General features: G+C 71.9%; 1 pseudogene. It reads right to left on the bottom strand.

Annotated features, from left to right (window positions below):
• Positions 1-263: pseudogene (locus SB764_RS41460) on the bottom strand (LysR family transcriptional regulator); the annotation flags it as partial.

Genomic DNA, 263 nt, shown 5'->3' with positions numbered 1-263 from the left:
CGGCCAGTTTTGCCGCGAGGGTAGGGACCGCGAGCGTCGGCTGCCCGGCATCGATCGCGACCGAGCGCGGCTGCAGTTCGCGGGACGTGTCGCTGATCACGGCGCCGCGATACTCGACGATCGACGCCATCGACAGCGGTTCGGGCAACGCCGCGAGCGGATGAGTGGGCGCGATCGCGAACACGTGCGTGAGCGTGCCGATCGGCCGCGTGACGATGCCCGGCAGCTCCGGCGGCTCGCCCGTCGCGCCGACGACGAGATCC

Origin of the sequence: Paraburkholderia sp. SIMBA_027 (genome assembly GCF_046535315.1) — a bacterium.
Taxonomy (GTDB): Bacteria; Pseudomonadota; Gammaproteobacteria; order Burkholderiales; family Burkholderiaceae; genus Paraburkholderia; species Paraburkholderia tropica.
Note: the sequence above shows the minus strand (reverse complement) of the source record. Positions and strands in the feature narration are given on the sequence as shown.